This is a genomic window from Verrucomicrobium sp. BvORR106, assembly GCF_000739655.1.
Lineage (GTDB): Bacteria > Verrucomicrobiota > Verrucomicrobiia > Verrucomicrobiales > Verrucomicrobiaceae > Verrucomicrobium.
Map to the genome: position 1 here is coordinate 75,920 of NZ_BATR01000122.1, position 16,494 is coordinate 92,413.

The window sequence follows — 16,494 nt, forward strand, 5'->3', positions numbered from 1 at the left end:
TGCGCATTTAATGCGCATAGCAAGCGTCTTTCTTAATTCTCTCTCTAGTCTGGAATCCGGCCCGGTTCGGCACTGGACGAGTCGGAGGGGAGACGCGGGGGACCAGCGTCAATGGGCATCTTGTCCTCTTTGAGTCCGGCCTCATCCATGAGCACGGCAAGTTGCACCTGCAACTCCCGTTTCTTCGCATCATGGGCTGGAATGTTGATAAGGTTGGTGTTTTCACCGGGATCTGTCTTCAAGTTGTAAAGTTCCGCCATGTGCCTGTCTTCGGAGTCGTCACCGTGGGGATAGTGGATGTACTTCCAGTTCGCGGTGCGGATTCCCCGGATGTTGGGGGTGTAGTGCGCGAGCTGTTTTCCTTGTATAGGTATAGTCAGGTACTGCTCGTAATTGTATTCATAGAACCACGCGGTGCGCCAAGCCTTGTCGCCAGACTTGACCAGCTTCACCCAGGACTTGCCCTGGGCCTCGGGCAGAGGGGTGGCGTGGCAGAGTTCGAGGAGACTGGGGGCGAGGTCCAGGGTGAGCACTTGCTGGGGGACGGCCTTTGGTTTTTCAGCGGGGGAGAGGCCCGGGTACCGGACGATGAGCGGGATGCGGATGCTGGCGTCATGCATGGCGCGCTTGTCCACCATGCCGTTCTCGCCATTGAGCAGGCCGTTGTCACCCATGAAGACGACCACGGTGTTGTTGAGCTGACCGCTCTCTTCCAGTTGCCTTGTGAGCGCGCCGATGCTGTCGTCCACGCTCAGGATGACGCCCCAATAGCCGTGGATCATATTCTCGAAGTCTTTCACACCCTCGGGCTTGTCATTGGGGAACTCTTTGCGCCACTCGAAGAGCGGGCCGTAGATGCCGTGCCAGGTGTTGAGGCGGTCGCGGTACCAGCGGGGCTTGTCTTTGAGGTTAAAGGCGCTCTTGGGGTAGGGGACGTGAACGTCATCAAACGTGTGGGCGTACTTCTCCTCAGGCGTGTAGAAACTATGCGGTGCCTTGTGGCCGAGCATGAGGCACCAGGGTTTGTCGTGGGGTCTCTTGATGTAGTCAGTCGCCAGTTGGGTGACGCTGGTGGTGTAGTACCCGGGCAGCACCTTGCGTTCGCCCTCGATATTGAATTCGGTGTCGAAGTACTTCCCCTGGCCTTTGTGCGATGCCCAGTAGTTGAAGTGGGGGCGCTTTTCGTCGTTGTCCTCGCCCATGTGCCACTTGCCAATATAGGCCGTGTCGTAGCCAGCCTCTTGAAGGCGCTGGGGGAGGCTGGCGATGGAGGTTGGGAATTCAGTGAAATTGTCCCGCACGCCGTGCTTGTGGGCATACATGCCGCTGAGGATGGAGGCGCGACTGGGAGAGCAGAGGGAAGTGGTGCAGAAGGCGTTCTTGAAATGCACGCCCTCTTTGGCCAGACGGTCGATGTTGGGCGTCTTCAGGTTGGGATGTCCGGAGCATCCCAGATGATCCCAGCGAAGATCGTCGCAGAGAACAAACAGGACATTAGGCTGGGCAGGAGTCGCAGGTGTTTGAGCGGTGGGGGATGAGGCGTCGCTTGCTGGCAAGGCTGAGGGTGGCGTTGCCCCTGGAGTCGTTGGCGCAGGCGGGGCGGGGACAGGCGAAGGAGTCGAGGGCGGGCCTGCCGCGGAAGGCGGAACGTCGGCTGAAGCTGGCGCGGACGAGTCTGTCTGGCCGGAAAGGGGGCTAGAGATGCAGAACATCGCAAGCCCAAGCGCGGAGGAGAAGCGGGACAACGTCGGGTTCATGGAATAAATGAAGCGTGAGGGTGGGCGGATGACGCGAAGCGCGAGCGCGGGAAAAGGAAACGTTGTTGAAAAGGGAAACTTTTTCACGGGAGCGCAAAGCTCCGCCGGCAAAGTCGTCCCCCTCCCCACTATTCACTCTCCACCGGGCACGGAGCCAGGCAGGCGGTCATCTCCTTCTGAGTCATACGGTATAAGAACCAATCGCTCATGCGGCGGGCTCCGAGCTTCTCTTCGTAAACGCGCTGGGCGTTCACGTTCCAGTCGAGAGCCGTCCACTCGACCCGGCCGCATCCCCGTTCTGCGGCCAGTTCCACCGCCTTGCGAAGGAGTCCGCCTCCGATGCCCTGCTTCCGGAAGGCGGCGTCCACGAAGATGTCCTCAATGTAGAGGGTGGGCAGGGCAAGAAAGCTGGAATAGGTTTCCAGCAAGATGGCATAGGCCACCGGAGCGGCCTGCCCGGGCACGAAGGCAAGCCAGGGTTCAAAGCGAGGTCGGGATCCAAAGGCGTCTTCAATCAGGCGTGCTTGTGCCGTCGGGTCTGGTGGATCCAGTTTTTCAAAGATCGCCAGCGCCTCGACGAGATGCAAAAGGTCGGTCGCATCCTCCCGGGTGGCGGGACGCAGGGTGTAGCTTGCGGATGTGCTCATGGTGGCTGGGGTGAGGGAAACGCGGATGCCACGGGCGGGTGCTGTGGAAGTTCTAGAGATTACGGTGTGCCGCAGGTGTAGCTCATGCCGTGCGGCGGACCATGAACGTGTACGGATAAGCCCCCGGCTCCGTCATGTCGCGGAAGCCCAGCCCTGCATAGACCTTCTGGGCATCTTTGGTGCCGAGCGTCCAGGTGGTCACCGTGGCGAAGTCCGGGTGCTGGAGGGCGTGCTGGACCATGCGCCGGGCCAGGCCCTGACCGCGATGGGGCGAGTCCACCCACACGTCGCACAGGTAGGCGAAGCGGGCCTTGTCAGACACGACACGCAGGAATCCCGCCTGAATACCTGAGGCGGTGTGGACACTCAACACGAGGGCAGAGTGTTGCGAGGCGTGCTCGATGCGGTCCTGGCCGATGCCCGGTGTCCAGTAGGAACTGGACAGCCATTCCTGTACCCGGGCAAAATCCACGTGCTCCAGTCCTTCAAAAAGGTGGTAGGTTTCTTTCATGTCGGGGGTTGCGCCGCTTTATAGAGGGCTTATGATCCGGGGGTCAAGCGCAACCCACCAATTCCAGGTCCGGTTTTGGAGGGAGCGGCACCCTGTGTTTCGCACGGAATTTAATCTTGCTTGGCCCTGAAACCGCCTTCTCAGCGCGGTAGAACAGGGTTGGGCATCTTTTTTGGTACGCGAGTCTCAATTGGGAGGTTGATTCCTTGCTTCGACTGCGTTTTGATGGGAAAACTTTATTTTTTAACCCGGCTGGAATGGCGAAACTGATCTTCATCCTCGACGACGAACAGGAAATCGAAGTCCCCCTGCCACAGCAGGTGACAGTCGGCCGCCAGGAAGGAAACGATGTGGTTGTGGATGATCCGCGAATCTCCGCGCGTCATGCCGTGGTGGTGAGGGACCGCAACGGCAACTACGAGGTGCGGGATCTTGGATCCAAGGCTGGCACTTACATCAACGGCGTACGTCAGGAGCGACGCCTTCTTCATCCTGGCGACAAGCTGAGCTTTGGCCCCCTGAAGTGCATCTTCCTCATGGAGGAGACGGAGCGCCCGGTGAATCGTCAACGTCCTCCTGGTTCGAGTGCTCATCCAGTGCTTACAGGCATTCTGGAGTCCACTTCCGTGAGACCCCATGCTGAGCAGGATGGCCCCCGGCTCACGGGAAATGCCTTTGCCTCCGGTGTGGGTGAGACCAAAGCTCCTTCGCCAACCCCGAGTAGTTCGGGCATGGTGGTAACGCCCCGCCTCACCCAACCGCACTCAAGCGTCACGGCACCCCGCTCGCTCTACGACGAGCCGCTGGACAAGAAAGCTGGCAGCGGATCCGGCAAATCGGCATCGAGCAAAGGCACGGGCGGCGTTCTGAAATCCTTTTTGCGCAGTGTAGGCGCGATTCGACACGAGGAGCATGAGCCTGCGGAAGAGCCGCCGCGTCATACCGTCAGCCCCCGGCAGGCACCTCAGGCACGTGAGGACGAGCGTGCAGGCAGCCAACACGTCGTGCGACCCGTCAGTGGGGATCACGGTGGCTATCCCACCCACCAGCAGCAGCAGGCGCACCTCACCCAGCGTGGGCACACGCAGGGCCGCGAAACCAGCAGTGGCGTGAAGCCTCTGGCTGGGATCAACAAAGGTCCCCAGCCCAAGGACGCTGGTCACGGACCTGGAGGGCAGGGGGCACCCCCGTCTGAAGTGATCGAGCGTGTGCCGGTATACACCTATGCGGTGCAGCCCAAGGCCCGTCCCAGTGCTCCGCAGGAAGTCGATGCCCGCCATCACGAAGCGGATGCCTTCCCGGCCTCGTTGCCGAGTCAGGATGTTTCCCACCCGGCGCAGCCGTTGTCCCAACCCGCGCAGTCTTATTTCCCGCAGCAGTCTTCTTTGTCGGTGCCGCCACCGCCGCTTTCTACTGTGCCTGCCCAGGCCCCGCCAGCTGCGCCGCTCACGCCCCTCCCGCCCATGCCCGCAGGGATGGTCCGTCCGCCTTTGCCACCGCTCCCGGCGATGCCGGCCAGCATGAAGCAGGCGATCCCGGAGCTTCCCTTGACCCCGACGTTGCCTTCCACAGGCTTGGGGGCGGCACCTGCCAGCGGTACGGTTGCACCGGGGCAGATTCCCGCAATTTTGCCCACCACGGGCAAGACTGCAGGCACAGGCTTTAAGGTCCGCATTTCTCCGTCCACCGGTGCAGGCGGCTCGCCCGCTGCGCCACCTCCTGTGCCAGCAGCGTCTCCGCTCGGTGCGCCTCCTTCCGTTGTTTCCAACCCAACACCCGCAGCACCCCCTGTGTCGGTGGCTCCGACGGTTCAGGCAGAACAGCGTCCGGTAGTGGCCCCGCCCGTTGCGGTCGCCCCGGCTCCTGTGGAGAACAAGGCCGCGACACCTGAGGTTCCAGCTCTTCAGCCGTCCGCCGTAGAGGTTTCCGCGCCACAAACTCCCGCCGCGGTCGAAATTCCGGCGAAGGTGGAGTTGGCTCCTGAAGCTGTTCAAGAGGCGAAGCCGCCCGTGAGCCTGCCAGAGCCAGTCGTCGATCAGGTTGTCCAGAACGAGAAGGTCCAGGCTGAGCCAGCCCCCAAGATCGAGCCCGCCGCTGAAGCGATCGTCGCTCCGGAACCCGCTGTCGCGGCCCCGGCTCCTGTGCTTGCACCTGAGCCAGAGCCTGAGTCCGCCTCAATGGTCCCTGCTGCCGCGGCAATGCCGGTGGTGGATACGACAGATGTCGCAGAATCGGCAGTCGCGGTGTCTGAGCAAACGCAGGCTCCGAAAGCCGAGGCCACGCCGTCGCTTCCCGCAGAAGCACCGGTAAAAGCAGATCTGCCCACAGTGGTTGAGGCCGAGAAAGCGGAGGTGCCGACGACACCGGCACCCGCTGCTCCGGAGCCCGTGTCCGAAGCCAAGGTGGAAGCCGCTGCGAAGGTCGAGGCACCCGAGATCAAAGTCGAGCCGCTTCCTGCCGTGGTGGCCGAAGTTCCGACTCCTGTCGCTAGCGCTGAGACCAAGGTCGCAGCACCTGTAGAGAATTCCGCACCGGAGGGTGAGGCTGTTGCCGCCGCTTCCGTTGCAAAACCCGAGCCGGAAGTCGTCGCGACTCCGACTCTCACTTCGCCCGCCTCTCCAGTTGCGGTAGCGTCCCTTTCATCTTCTACAGTTCCGCAGGCGCCAGCATCGGCTCCTGCAGTGGAAGTCGCAAACAAGGTCGCAGAGGTGAAGCCTGAGGTGAAATCTGCCCCAGCAGTGGCTGGGCAGGTCGCAGAACCAACGGCAGCAGAACAACCCCCGTTCCCCCCCTCCACCATGGATGCCGACCGCGCGCATGTTTCCCAACTCGTCAAGGACCTCGAGGGCAAGCAGAGTAATCTGATGCAGTCCTTGAGGGCGCTGACTGACCGGAAACACGCCACTCAGGCAGAAATGGAGCGGATGATGAATGAGGTCCGCCGCTCGGTCACCGAGTTGGAAGGTCTCAAGAATCAGATTCTGGCTCGTCAGGAAGAGCTGCGTGCCATCGACCGGGAGACGGAGTCCCGGCATGCCCACCTCACCCAGCTTACGTCAGAGCAGCAGCGTCTGGCGCCGGTGACCACCGCCCTGCAGCAGGCAGAGGCCCGCCACAATGAGCTGGTACTGACTCTCCATGCACTCGTTGAGCAGCGTCAGGCCAGAGAGGCGGACCTGCACCATGCTTCAGAGGAGCTGCAACAGCGCTCTGAGGTCGTTGCCCGCCTCCAGGCGGAAGAGCAGCGTCTGGCTCATGTGACAGCAGCCCTCATGGAAGGGGAGGGGCGTTACGGTGAGATGGTTGTGGCCCTGCAGGCTCTCGCTGAGCAGCATGATGTCACCCACAATCACCTGAAGAACGCTTCTGACGAAGTTCGGGTCAAAGCGGATCGAATCTCCCAGCTCTCGGCCCAAGACGAGTGGTATGTGCAGTCCATTGCCCACCGCCAGGCGGAGCTGAGCGAGGCGGAGCAGAAGCTCACCCAGACGCTGGAAGGCATCACCCAAGGGGTGGCCCGTCATGAGGAATTGGTGCGCGGTCTTGAAAATCTCGATATCGCCTGTGGCAAACGCCAGCTTGAGCTACAGCAGTTGGCGGATGCCTCCGCCGCTTCCACACAGGATCTGGAGGCCGTTCGGGGCAGAGTCCAGAGCACGGAAGACCTCTTGCGAGATACGGACCTCCGGCTTCGCAACACGGAGGCCACCCTGCGTGGCATTGAAACGGACATTCAGTCCAAGCAGCAGGCGCTGAATGGACTGGTTGCCGATGAAAAGCGATTGCAGGATGAGCTGGAGGCTCTGAAGGAGCGGGAACTCGCCTTTCAGGGAGCTGCCAACGATGCGGAGGCCAAGCATGCCGGGTGGCTGACGGCCATCCAGGGGCTTGCGCAGCAGCACGATCAGAAGCAGTCTGAGATCCAGCGTCTGCACAACGCTTCTGAGGCGGCTCTGCGTGAGCTGGAAGCCATGACGGCCAACAAGGAGCAGATGTCTGTGCACCTGCTCAGCCTGCTGAAGGAGCAGGAGGCCATTGATTCCCGCCTGACCCACATGCGGAAGCAATCGGATGATGCGGAGGCACGTGTGGCCTCGCTGAAGTCCCTTGTGGAGAAGCGTGAAGACGAGGCCCGCGAGCGCCACCAGGTGCTGGCCGAGCTGGAGACCAAGCGCAAAGGACTCGAAGAGCGCATCGAGGCCCTTTCAGGCACCGAGGAAAAGCTCCTCACCGCCAAGCAGCAACTGAGAGAGACTGAGGAGTCCCAAGTCCGGGCTGGCGATGAGCTGACCGAGGTCAACACCCGGCTCCAAACAGGGAAAGGTGAGGCGACGGAACTGGAGTCCCGCATTCGTGAACTGCAGGCCAGGCTGGAAAGCCTGCATGTGGAGATCACTGAGTCTCGTGCCGGCCTGGCCCGGGATCAGAAGACTCATGAGGACTTCCAGACCGTGTCTTCAGAGGCCCGCGCCAAGCAGGAGAGCTACCGCGAGGCGCTGGACAAGCAGCTTGAAACCCTGCGGGCAGACTTGGCCAAGGAGAGCCAAAAGCTGGCCGAGACGATGTCCCAGCGCGAGGAGTTGGACCGTCAGTGCGCCGAGCTGGCAGAGACCGGCACCAAGCTCGCTGAAACCAAAGGTTCCCTGCAGCGCAGTGAGGCCCAGAAGTCCGAGCTTGATACTTTGAATCGCGAGCTTGAAGGCAAGCGCGACAGCCTGGAGCAGATCGTGGGTGGTCTCCATGGCGATGAGGAGAGCACGAAGGGGCGCCTGGAAGTGCTACGCACTCGTGAGAAGGACCTGCGTCAGGTGCTGGATGAGCTTGCTGATCGGGAGCGCAATGAGCGCGAACGCTTTGAAGCCCTGCGTCGTTTGACGGCAGAGGCTGACAAGGAGCACAATGAGCAACGCGAGAGCCTGCTGGCCAAGCTGGACGGCAAGCGACGTGAGCTGGCTGACCTGGAAATGAAGCTGACACCCCTGCGGGAGTGGAAGGAGTGCATGGACATTCGCTATGCCCGCCTGGCCTCCCTGCCAGAGGATTCAGATGCGGCCCGCGAGCTGTGGCGGGAGATTGAAGGGGAGAAATCCAACCTTCGCAATCTCATTGTCGGCTCCCCGGGAGGCACTCGCGGCGTGAGCCTGAGCGAAGCCGTCCTGCGTGGGCTCACCGCCCCCAGCCTGCAAGGCGGCGTTGCTTCAGACAATGTTCCCCTTACCGATGAAGCTGTTAGCGCGCTGGATGGAGACGAGTCTAGGAAGGCGGGTGGCTTGGCAGCCCGAAAGGGACGATTCTCCGGCGGTGCTGCTGGTGGTAATGCTGATGATCTGACGCCCGAAGAGCGCGGCAATGTGGGACCTACGGGTACAGGCGCCATGCATTCTGGCACGGGTCAGGAGATGGCCCTCAAGGCGCGTCTCAATCGCCTGCGTGAAAGCGTGCAGCGCGAGGCCACTCGTCTGGAGTTTCTGCGTCAGGAACGCGCTCGTGAAGAGCTGCGCACCAAAGGCGGATCCACCGGTGAGCCCATGCTGCGTGAGCAGGAGCGTCAGTTGGAGACGAAAATCCGTCGCGAAGAAGAGCGATTCGCCACCGTGCAGCGCAAGCTGGAACTCGCGGAGGTGGAGGAGGAAAAACGTCGCGATCGCATCACTGAAATGGAGCGCAAGCTGGCGGAGCTCAAGTCCTCCATCATCGATGCCGAGCGTGATCGTGGCGCTGCCCGTCACCACGCAGAGATTGCCCAGGCCGAGCAGAAGGCCCAGGAGGAGAATCTGAAGCGCTTGAATGAGAATCCAAGTGTTGCAGCCGAGGAAACCAGTGTTCTTGCCGCTCTCATCGGTGGCAAGAAGACCCGTGGCCCCTCCAATCTGAAGCCGATGGGAACGCCTAAGGAGTAGTCGCGGTGCGTCAGTGCGTCAGTGCGTCAAGGGCACGGATGCATTGAGGTGCTGTTGAATGGCGCGTGGGTTTGAGGAGATCACCAGGAGTGCGAAAGCGGCGATTCTCGCCGCAGTCCCAAAAGCGCTGCGCGCTCAGGAGTTGTATCCGGGAGCGAGGATGATGCGGCGATATCAGCCAGCGACATCGGAGGCTCTGGCGGTTCCAACGCTATCGCATTGCGTTCAACATCTGGCGACGAAGTCGCTGTGGAGTGCGGCGAGAATCGCCGCTTTCGGGAGTTTTGTGTCGGGATTGAACTTGGAGGATGGGAGCGGAGGGCGAAAAGGCGCTGGTGAGGTAGCTCTACGGCTTTGCAGGCCTGGGCTCGCGCAAGGAGCGGCGGTTTGTGCTTGCACAACCGCCGGGGGAAGCGGAGCGTTTGATCGCCAAACACCTACCACCATATGGGGTATTGCCGCTGACTTCTTAACTTGGAAGCACGCTTCCTCCGGCAACCGTCGGCGGTTGTGCAAGCACAAACCGCCGCTCCTTGGATGCTTGGGCGTAACAACCTTGAATCGGTGACTGGGCGCCTCAGGCTCTTGACCTGACGCACTGAAGTGCTGGATCACTTTGCTGGGTGCGCGGGTTTAACTTGAGATGAGAGCGGAGGGCGGAGTGGGTGTGAGGAGATCACAAGGGGTGCGAAAGCGGTGATGCTCACCGCAGTCCCAAAAGCGCTGCGCGCTCAGGTGTAGTTTCTGGGAGTGCAGATGGAAGCGATATCGGCCAGCGACATCCAAGGCCTTGGCGGTTTCAACGCATGACATTGCGTTCAACATCTGGATGCGACGGATCTTTGAACCGCCACACTGACGCACTGACGCACTGACGCACTGACGCACCGACGCGCCGACGCGCCGACCAACGGCCGCTACTCAACCAACTCTGCCTTCACGGGCGCTGGAGCGGCGGCGGGGTTACGCCAGTTGTACTGCGGCACGCCGGTGAGCTCCACCCATTGTTGTCCGCCTTCTTTGCGCCACTGAATCTCCACGATCGCGGCGGCCTTGGAGACTTCCCAGCCGACGTATCGGTCCAGATCGCGGGAAAGCGGGGCGGCGCGCCGGGCGAAGACGTGTCCGGTAAAGCCTGGCATGGGGGGCTGGATCTCGAAGCACGTAAGCTTGTCCAGACCTGGGATGTCATCATCAAAGTAATGCGTGCGCCGCATCATGACGTGGAAGCGCTTGGGCTCGTCTTGATAGCTTTCCAGGAAGCGCTGCAGGAGTTCGTCCTTGAACTCGGTGAAGGTCAGCCAGTCCACCTTCCAGCTGTTTCCTTCCTCCTCAACCATCACGGGCAGAGGTTGCTTGAGGTCACCACCAGAGACCTGGAACACGCAATGGGGCGGCCCGCCGGTGTTGGGCGTCTTGTCATGACGCATGAGTTGAATCTGCCGGACGGCGATGGGGCCATCAGGATTCTGGTGATAGTACTGCTCCATCAGAGGGCGGACTTTGTCGGCGGTCTGCACCACCTTCTGACGTTCGTTCCAGTTGGGGGCGGCCAGGAATTGCTTCAGGGCATCGACTGCGCCCTGGCTTTCTGGAGTGGCGTTTTCAAAGATCCTCGCCGGGGCGGAGTTGGGGCCTAGGGAGACGGGCTGTTCCGACTTCCGAATGGAAGGCGGAGGGGCGTCCATGGTCTTCCGATCCTCCGCGGTGACTGGCAGAGGGGGGAGCACCGTCACCGGAGGGGCGGTGGGGGGCATGGCTTGGGGCGGCTCCAGCCTGGCTGGACCAGACACCGGTGGCTGGACCTTCGCAACGCTGGGAGCTGCGGGCTTGACCTCAGGCGCTGAGGAAACAACCGAGACAGCGGGGGCAGGTGCAGGCGAAGCTTGAGGCGGTGCCGCTGGCATGGGTGAGGGGGCGGCAGCCCTTGAACTCCCTGCGCTTCCTGACGGGGCTTCTGCGCCTGGCGGTGGGGCGGTGGGTGAGAAGGTGGGGGCGGGGACTGCTGGAGGGGTAGGTGCAGGGGACTCGCCTGCCTCTTCTTCTGGCGCGTGCTGCAGCGTGTAAGTGATGTAGGTCACCCGGATCTGGTCGCGGAAGAACCACCCGATGCCCAACAACACCAGCAGAGCCATCAACAGAGTGGCGAACATGGCGCCGCGGCGGCCAGTAGGAGCGGATCGCACCTGCCGACGGCTTCCCGAAGGGGGCATCACGGGGAGGCGCGTTTTGGCGGTCCCGAGTTCTGGATTGGCCGGGCGGTTGTAGCCGGGCGCCGGCAAGGCCCCCACGCCTGCTCCCAAACCCATGGCGGGCCCGGCGGGGGCACCAGCACCTTGAAGGGGTAACAAACTGCCCCCTCCCAGAGGATGAGGTGCACCTATCCCTGGATTGGCCCCCGGTGCGTGGGGTAACCCATGTTGAAGTGGCGACGGGGCCCCGTGACCAACGGGTGGAGGGCCGTGGGTAGGCAGCACGGAAGGTGCCTGCAGCACATGGCTGAGCACGGGATGCGCGTTCTCAGGGGCACCGACGACCCCGCCAGGCGTTCTCCCGCCGCTGGCGGCAGGGTGCGACGGGCCCTGCGGTGAAAGCGCCTGAGGCCAGGGCGGCAAAGGTGAGGCAACGGCTGCAGGACCCGGACCAGGGGCAATAGCATCCGGTGAAGTGGGCCAGATCGGCGCCTCCTTAGTGACGATGGTCGGGTGAGGGTCTAGTGCTTTTGGCACTGGGACCGGAGTTGGCGGGGGCGCAGGAAGCGCTCCCAAGGGGGCCGCTGGCGACGGGATGGCGTGGGCTGCTCCCGGTCCAACGGTCGGGTAACCAGGAAAAGGACCGCTCCCGGCGGCTTGACCCAAGGGCAGCAAAGAAGGACCCGGACCAGGAGCTCCGACGCCGGGCTGGGGTGATGGCTGCGGGCCGCCTGGAGGCGCTGGGGCAGGACTCAAGGCCGGAACTGCCGCAGGACCTTGTGCGGCGAGTTCGGGCTTGGGTGAGGTGATCATGCTCCCACACCCGGGACATGGCCCTGAGGCCCCCGCCAGCTCCATCGGCACGGTCAGGGGCATCCCGCAGGCGTGGCAGGTGAAATGAATCACGGTGGGCGTTGGAGTCATGTCTGCGGCAGAGCAAAGGATGATTCAAACCTGCGTGCCCCTCACGGGCACAGACACGAAAGGCATGCTTTCTAAGTTTGTCTCATCAGCTGGCAAAATATCAATCAATCCCAATCAAGGCAAGGGGAACTGGTGCTGGCTGCGGACACTCCACCCGGAACCACCTCGTGACAATCGTACCTATAAGCGATTCGTGAGTATGCTCATCCGTGGATGGGGTGGCGTATTTGTGTTGCATGAAAAGCGTGACTCCTCCGTGGCTGTGTCTGATCGTGGGTACCATCTCCCTGCTCCCGGGCGGAGGTTCTCAATCAGCGTTTTCTCAGACAAAAGAAGCAGCCACTGGCGGAGCTGGATCCGGTGTTGCGGGCTTAAAGCCTCACATCGTGTTGGCGGCTTCTTTCGATAACGGAGTGGATGCTGATTATGCCTCAGGAGATGGCAGGCTCTACCACGCCAGTACCGCGGCCAGACTGGATAAACAGCCTGGTTTGCCTGTCTCCGGCTTGGTGAAACACCTTCCCAGCGGCGGCCGCGCCGGCGGTATGTTGGCGTTTACCAAGAAGATGAAGCCGGTTGTCTTCTTCGAGGGCGGACCCAACATCGCTCACAGCCCTTCTGATTGGCAGGGGACGGTTTCCTTCTGGTTGCGACTGAATCCGGAAAAGGATCTGGAACCCGGCTACTGCGACCCCCTGCAGTTGGTGGGACAGGCATGGGATAACGGCCATATGTTTGCCGAGTTCAGCAAGGATCACACCCCTCGCCGGTTCCGCTTTGCCATCCGGCCGGTGAAACAGCTCTGGAACCCAGAGAACCTGAAATGGGAGGAGTCCCCGGAGAAGCCCCGTCTGATGGCGGAAAGTGAGGCCCCGCCTTTCCGGAGTGACCGGTGGACCCACGTGGTGATGACCTTCACGGGTGTGAATGTCAAAGGCAAGGAAGCCGAAGGCGCTCTCTATCTGGATGGGAAGGAAGTCGGCCGATTCCGTCGCGAGCAGCTCTTCGACTGGGATGCTTCCCGGAGTGCTCTTACGCTCGGCGTCAGCTATGTGGGAGGTTTGGACGAGTTGCTTGTGCTCAATCGTGCCCTCACTTCAGCTGAGGTCGTTTCGCTGCACCAATCACCGCATTCGGTTGCAGAGTTCGCTCGCAAGTAGTGCTCCTGGCGAAGCCGCATGGGTGCCTCCAAATGGAAGGATCACTCCATGTCTTCGCCTTCCATCCCAACAACAAAAAAGCACCGGATAGACCGGTGCTTTTCTGAAAACACAAAGAGTAATGAAACCCTGGAGCGATTAACGCTTGGAGAACTGGAAGCGCTTGCGGGCACCTGGGCGACCGGGCTTCTTACGTTCTTTCATACGGGAGTCACGGGTCAGCATGCCGTTCTGCTTGAGGACACCGCGGTTCTCGGCGTTCGCAAGGATCAGCGCACGGGCGATGCCCATGCGGATGGCACCCATCTGGCCGGTCACGCCACCACCGTCCGCACGGACGTTGATGTCATAGCTCTGGGCCGAGTTGGTAAGCTGAAGGGGAGCCAGAAGCTGGTTCTGAAGGCTCACCGTCGGGAAGTAGTCGTCGAGAGGACGGCCGTTCACGGTGATGGTACCGCTGCCATTCTTGAGGTGAATCCGGGCGACGGCGTTCTTGCGGCGGCCGGTGGCGTCAAACGAAGTGGTGCTCATGAGCTAACTGCTGAGAGTAAGAATGGAGTGGAATTAGGCCAGTTGAAGGGCTTCCGGGCGCTGGGCTTCGTGGGGGTGCTTGTCACCCTTGTAAACCTTGAGCTTCGTGTAAACAGCGCGGCCGAGGCGGTTGTGGGGGATCATGCCCTTGATAGCCTTCTCGAGCATCAGTTCGGGATGCTTCTTGCGCAGGCGCTCAGGATTGGTGCTGTGGTGGCCACCGACGTAACCGGAGAAGGAGGTGTACACCTTGTCGGTTTCTTTCTTGCCGGTAAGGCGCACGTGCTCCGCATTGATGATCACCACGTGGTCGCCGGTGTCCACATGGGAGGTGAAAATGGGCTTGTTCTTGCCACGCAGGATGTTGGCAGCGGTCACCGCCACTCGTCCGAGCACTTGGTCCTTGGCGTCAATGACCCACCACTTGCGCTCGACTTCTTCGGCTTTGGCGGAAAACGTTTTCATGTCTTGAGTTGGTTGCTAAACAGGGTTCTAGAATTTGGGAGGGCAAAAGTAGGAGAATCTTTCGGACAGTCAAATGAATTGTGAAAAAGTGAAGAACCTTCAGGAAGAATTTGGTGGTGGCGGGTGACGTGTCCTCCCCTATATAGAGAGCCATGGCGACCAATCAACCCCGCGGCACCCCAGGACTGATCCTGTTGGCCTTCGCTGTGATCGTGCTGGGGATCGCCCTCGTAGGCTGGATTCAGCACTGGCAGCGGTAGGGGGAGCGTGGTTTGGTCCCAAGTTACCGCTTGCTCAAGGCAGGCGCGGTCAGCGGTTTGGAAGTCCAGGCGGCAGGGTGCTCACCGTGACTTTGGGTCCAGAAGACGCGGAATCCGTTCTCAGTGCCGACGACCCGGCCGTGGGTGGCGCTGAAAATCGGATCTGAAAGAACGACGGGCTCTCCCCAGGTGGTGCCGCCATCGGTGGAGACGGCCCCCTTGATCACGGCGGCATCGCCCTGTTTGGCATTCCAGACGGCGGCGACCTGGTCACCCGCCACGGCTACATCTGGGTGCGAGGCGGAGCTGTCCCCCATGCGCACGGGCTCTTTCCATTTGGAGGTGCCGGTTTGTCCTTGATTGAGATAGTAGACGCCCGTGCGGTCTGGCAACCCGGTCCACACTGTTGCGTGCAGGGTTGCTCCGGCTGACGAGTTGCCCATGGCCAGGCCGCCGCCGACGTGGGGACAACCTTCGAACTGCCAGTCAAAATTTCCGACCGTAGCAGGCTTGGCCCAGGCTTTGGTACCGTCAATTCCTGGCAATTCGACCAAGCTCATATCGCGGGGGGATTTGTCCCGGTAGAGGATGGCCACCTTGCCGTCAGGGCTGGCGGTGATGGCATTCCAGCAACATTCGCACGTTTCAGGGTCCGGGGTCTCGTTCGCGGACCAAGTCTTCCCGGCATCCGTGGAGCGGGAGTAACGCAAGCCTCTCTGCTCGCCGCGAGTATCGAACCAAGTCAGGTGAAACGTGTCGGCGGGGCCGCTTGCCAGATCGATGAAGCCATGTCCAGTTGTCGAGCCGTCATCGGCAGGATTGGGGCCTGCTTTCCAAGTCTTGCCGCCATCGGTCGAGAGGGCTGTTGCCATCGGTCCGCCACCAAAGGCGTCCGTGCCTGGCGTCATCCATGCGGCCACCAGCTTTTCACCAGAAGCGGCTATTTGCGCGTCCATCCCGCGATGAGGCATGTGCGCCTGGGGCATCCCTGTATCCACTTGTGCGGGCTTGCTCCAGGTGCTGCCGCCATCCAGAGAGCGGAGATGCTCCAGTCGCGCCCGTGGGTTGCCCGCAGCGTAGGTGCCAATAAAGAGGTCCAGCGTATTCCCCTGAGCCGTGACGTCCAGGGACTGGGTGCCCGCCAGTCCCGCGTTGCCATGATGCCCTGCGGCATGTTTCTCCGCAGCTGTGAGGGCGACGGGCAAGGCGGCGGAGGCGAGGATCAGGGTGCCAAACAGCAGCCGGGAGGGGAAGGAAGCGTAGGGGGACATGGGGGAGGAGGCGGAAAGCTAGCCACAATTACGCCGATGCAAACCGCTTGGCGTCTCTGAGGTTAACCTTTGGCAACCTTACGATAAAAGAAGGGTGCCTCTCTCACTGCGGTGGAGAGGCACCCCGGAGATCAGATCACTTTTTAGAACTTGTACTCCACACCGAAGAAGAATGAGCGTCCGTCACCAGGCAGGAACTGGGCCTGATTGAAGGCGCCAGCGCGATTGATGACGCCGGTGGTGGCGGCGTAATGCTCGTCCGTCAGGTTACGGGCGTCCACATAGATGGAGAGGCCTTTGGGGGTACGGTAGCCAATCTTGAAACCAAGGGTGGCGTAGGAGTCGGCAAACAGCGTGCCAGCGAAATCGACCGGATAGTCACTGAACACCCACTCGATGTTTGGCCCCAGGTAGAAACCGGACGGGTGCTCGTAAACCAGCTCGGCGCGGTAGTAGTGCTCAGGCACACCTGCGAGCTGATTGTCGCCAAACTCCTTGTCGCCGTCGAACCGGAAGCCGTTGTACAGATAGTTCTGGCGGAACACCAGGCGATCTTGCGGAGCTGGGGCGGCCACCGGTTGCACGGCTTTGGCACCCTTTGCGCTCGCCAGTGCTGGGGCTGGGGCGGCGATGCTGCGGGCAAAGATGCCCTCCAGCAGCGTCACGTCGAGACCCAGCTCCACGCCCTGATGGATGGTGCGACCGGCATTGACCGTCTGGTTCAATCCCGGGGCCACAGCCAGCTCAAGCATTTCATTATCGATCCACGCAAAGTAATAAGCGATGTCCCACTTCACGCGATTGTTGGCGCTGCGTCCACGGGTGCCGATTTCCACCGTGGTGGCAGTTTGTGCCTCCAGATCCACCAGTCCTGCG

Annotated in this window: 10 protein-coding genes; 2 read left to right on the forward strand and 8 right to left on the reverse strand. The window is 61.5% G+C overall.

Going from position 1 to position 16,494, the window contains the following annotated elements; genetic code table 11:
- Positions 1 to 44 precede the first annotated feature (44 nt).
- The 3 genes from BV106_RS22835 to BV106_RS22845 form a co-directional block, all read right to left on the reverse strand.
- Positions 45 to 1,556, reverse strand: coding sequence for a sulfatase (locus tag BV106_RS22835; protein WP_038168595.1), 1,512 nt, complete (start codon positions 1,554 to 1,556; stop codon positions 45 to 47).
- Between the two features lie 329 nt (positions 1,557 to 1,885).
- Entirely contained in the window at positions 1,886 to 2,404 is a 519-nt protein-coding gene (locus tag BV106_RS22840; RefSeq protein ID WP_038168597.1) for a GNAT family N-acetyltransferase, read from the reverse strand.
- A gap of 82 nt (positions 2,405 to 2,486) precedes the next feature.
- Positions 2,487 to 2,915, reverse strand: coding sequence for a GNAT family N-acetyltransferase (locus BV106_RS22845; RefSeq protein ID WP_051946214.1), 429 nt, complete (start codon positions 2,913 to 2,915; stop codon positions 2,487 to 2,489).
- Between the two features lie 257 nt (positions 2,916 to 3,172).
- Here BV106_RS22845 and BV106_RS22850 point away from each other — a divergent pair, with 257 nt between their 5' ends.
- Positions 3,173 to 8,815 carry an FHA domain-containing protein gene (locus tag BV106_RS22850; RefSeq protein WP_038168599.1) on the forward strand — a complete coding sequence of 1,881 codons (5,643 nt, stop codon included), beginning with the start codon at positions 3,173 to 3,175 and terminating at the stop codon, positions 8,813 to 8,815.
- Between the two features lie 917 nt (positions 8,816 to 9,732).
- Here BV106_RS22850 and BV106_RS22855 read toward each other — a convergent pair.
- Positions 9,733 to 11,124 (reverse strand): hypothetical protein, encoded by a 1,392-nt coding sequence (locus BV106_RS22855; RefSeq protein WP_038168601.1) that lies wholly within the window; start codon positions 11,122 to 11,124, stop codon positions 9,733 to 9,735.
- Between the two features lie 1,193 nt (positions 11,125 to 12,317).
- Between BV106_RS22855 and BV106_RS22865 the strand changes: the two genes are divergently transcribed.
- A complete protein-coding gene (locus BV106_RS22865) occupies positions 12,318 to 13,091 on the forward strand; it encodes a LamG domain-containing protein (protein WP_265595986.1) in 774 nt (257 codons plus the stop codon).
- A 138-nt stretch (positions 13,092 to 13,229) separates the two neighbouring features.
- On the opposite strand, the gene rpsI is transcribed toward BV106_RS22865, so the two are convergent.
- The 4 genes from rpsI to BV106_RS22885 all read right to left on the reverse strand — a co-directional run.
- Complete coding sequence (rpsI, locus tag BV106_RS22870) at positions 13,230 to 13,622, reverse strand: 30S ribosomal protein S9 (RefSeq protein WP_009961891.1); 393 nt, start codon at positions 13,620 to 13,622, stop codon at positions 13,230 to 13,232.
- A gap of 33 nt (positions 13,623 to 13,655) precedes the next feature.
- A complete protein-coding gene (gene rplM, locus BV106_RS22875; RefSeq protein WP_038168607.1) occupies positions 13,656 to 14,087 on the reverse strand; it encodes a 50S ribosomal protein L13 in 432 nt (143 codons plus the stop codon).
- Between the two features lie 283 nt (positions 14,088 to 14,370).
- Positions 14,371 to 15,618, reverse strand: a complete 1,248-nt coding sequence (locus BV106_RS36110; RefSeq protein WP_051946215.1) for a sialidase family protein — start codon at positions 15,616 to 15,618, stop codon at positions 14,371 to 14,373.
- 143 nt (positions 15,619 to 15,761) lie between these two features.
- On the reverse strand, positions 15,762 to 16,494 hold a 733-nt coding region (locus BV106_RS22885), incomplete at its 5' end, for a TonB-dependent receptor (RefSeq protein ID WP_265595987.1).